At 45.1% G+C, this 2,193-nt stretch carries 2 protein-coding genes; one reads left to right on the plus strand and one right to left on the minus strand.

What is annotated here, in order from left to right:
- Positions 1-22: 22 nt before the first annotated feature.
- Positions 23-1,579 (minus strand): ABC-F family ATP-binding cassette domain-containing protein, encoded by a 1,557-nt coding sequence (locus tag AOQ29_RS01830; protein ID WP_061992845.1) that lies wholly within the window; start codon positions 1,577-1,579, stop codon positions 23-25.
- A gap of 131 nt (positions 1,580-1,710) precedes the next feature.
- On the opposite strand from AOQ29_RS01830, the gene AOQ29_RS01835 reads away from it, so the two are divergent.
- The gene (locus AOQ29_RS01835) at positions 1,711-2,040 is read left to right on the plus strand and encodes a VOC family protein (RefSeq protein WP_061992846.1); all 330 of its coding nucleotides are present in this window, start codon (positions 1,711-1,713) and stop codon (positions 2,038-2,040) included.
- Positions 2,041-2,193 lie beyond the last annotated feature (153 nt).

The raw sequence follows: 2,193 nt of genomic DNA on the forward strand, positions 1-2,193 counted from the left end.
TAATATTAAGATTTTTTAAAAATCACTCTGGATCTTCTTTATATGACAAAGCAGCCACGTTCAACGTCTGGTCTGCTAAGTCCTTGGTGAAGGAAACTTCGTGGGAAACGATAATGGCGTTTCCTGGGAAGTTGCGAATGGCCTTGTACAAGGCATTCTTGGTTTCTTCATCCAAGTGGTTGGTTGGTTCATCTAAGATCAAGAAGTTCGACGGCTTCATTTCCATGATGGCCAACTTAACCTTGGTCTGCTCTCCCCCGGAAAGTTGGAAAAGAGGCTTTTGCGCGTTTTCGGAATTAATTCCGGCTCCAGCTAAACGTTGACGGAGTTCCTTGGGCAAGATGGTTGGGAAGATATCCTGCATCGCCTGCAAAGGCGTTTGCTGGTCGTTATCCCAGTCCAAGTCCTGGTCAAAGTAGTTCACAACAGCTGAAGGTGAAAATTCAACCTGACCACCTAATGATGGAATTTCGCCCAAAATTGATTTGATCAAAGTTGACTTACCAGCCCCGTTAAATCCAGCAAAGACGATCTTCTTTTCAGTTGTCAGTGAGAAAGAAACGGGTTCCAAGATGGCTTGGTCATACCCAACGGACAAGTCGGTCACCGTCAAAGCGGCGGCGGATTGTGAATTGACGTATGGGAAGTCGAACTTGGCCTTCAAGTTTTCTGAAGGTGGATCAACCTTATCCATCCGGGCCAGCATCTTTTCACGCGACTTGGCCTGCTTTGACGTAGAAGCCCGGGCCTTGTTCTTCGCAATAAACTTTTCAGCCTTAGCGATTTCGACCTGTTGTTTTTCGTATTGACGCATTTGTTGCTCTGATCGTTCTTCCTTTTGGCGCATAGCCTTTTGGAAAGAACCACGATACTTGGTAATCTTACCAAAGGAAACGTCGGCAATCGCGTTAGTAACCTTATCCAAGAAATCAAAGTCGTGGGAAATAATCAAAGCGGCACCCTCAAAGGATTGTAAGAACCCTTCGAGCCATTCGATATGGGCGACATCCAAGTAGTTGGTTGGTTCATCCAAGATGATAACGTCGTCATTTTCAAGCAAGAGCTTGGCCAAGATAACCTTGGCACGTTGTCCACCAGACATATGTTCGAGTTCACGGTCGCGACCGATTGCTTCCAAGCCCAAACCAGAGATCACTCGTTCAATTTCCGTATCGACTTCATAAAAGCCGGCTGCGTCTAACTCTTCTTGCAAGCGACCAGCGCGTTCCAAAAGTTTGTCATCAGCAGTGGCAGCGTACTTTTCGTAAAGTTCCGTTGCCCGATCCTGCTTGTCGTACAGGTCTTGGTAAGCTGTATGAAGAAAATCAACCAAGGTCATTCCTTCAGGAATTTCAGCATACTGGTCCAAATACCCAATTTTAAGGTTTTTAGCCCAGTCGATGCGACCTGACAGAGGTAAGATTTGGCCAGTCAAGATGCGAATCAAAGTTGACTTACCAGCCCCGTTTTGGCCGACAATTCCCATGTGCTCACCAGCCTGGAGTTCCAAGTCAGCGTCGTCATATAATGTTTTTTCTGCGTAGGCCATTGACAGCCCACTTACTTCTAATAATGCCATAGGGTTAAGTTTACCACACTTACCCCCTAATTAGTGTAGTCATCCCCCGGTCTTTGCCTTATAATTAGAAGGACTTAGGCGATTTTCTTCGTCTTTGCCACTTTAGTTTTCAATGACAATTTGGAGGCACCATGAAAGCACGTAAACTTAATCATAAAATTATTCCCGCAACCGACCCTAATCGAGCCTTTCGTTTCTGGCGCGATGTCTTTGACTTGCCTCAAAGCGGTGATCAAAGTGACCGTGTCCTCGTGGTTGATCACCAAGACTTGACCTTCACCACCGGTCCTACCAGGTCCGACTTTGAGTTACTCGTTCGCGACCATATCAGTGACCTAAAAAAGCACCTCGCCAATAACTTTGTGCCGGTTGAAAAAGAAGAAGAGCGGTTCGGTAATAAGGTTGCCTTGACGGTCCATGATTCTGAAGGAAATACTGTTGTGATTGAGGCAAACGCCTAATCCTTTATTGGAATTTTTTGAAAAAATATTCCAATAATTTTATCAAAAACTATTGTCAACTTTCCTTTCCCATGGTATACTATTTTTTGTTGTTTAAGACAACGAAACGCATGGTTAGCTAGCTCAGTTGGTAGAGCAACGGACTCTTAATCC

It is taken from the genome of Fructobacillus ficulneus (genome assembly GCF_001047075.2).
In the GTDB taxonomy this organism is placed as follows: domain Bacteria; phylum Bacillota; class Bacilli; order Lactobacillales; family Lactobacillaceae; genus Fructobacillus; species Fructobacillus ficulneus.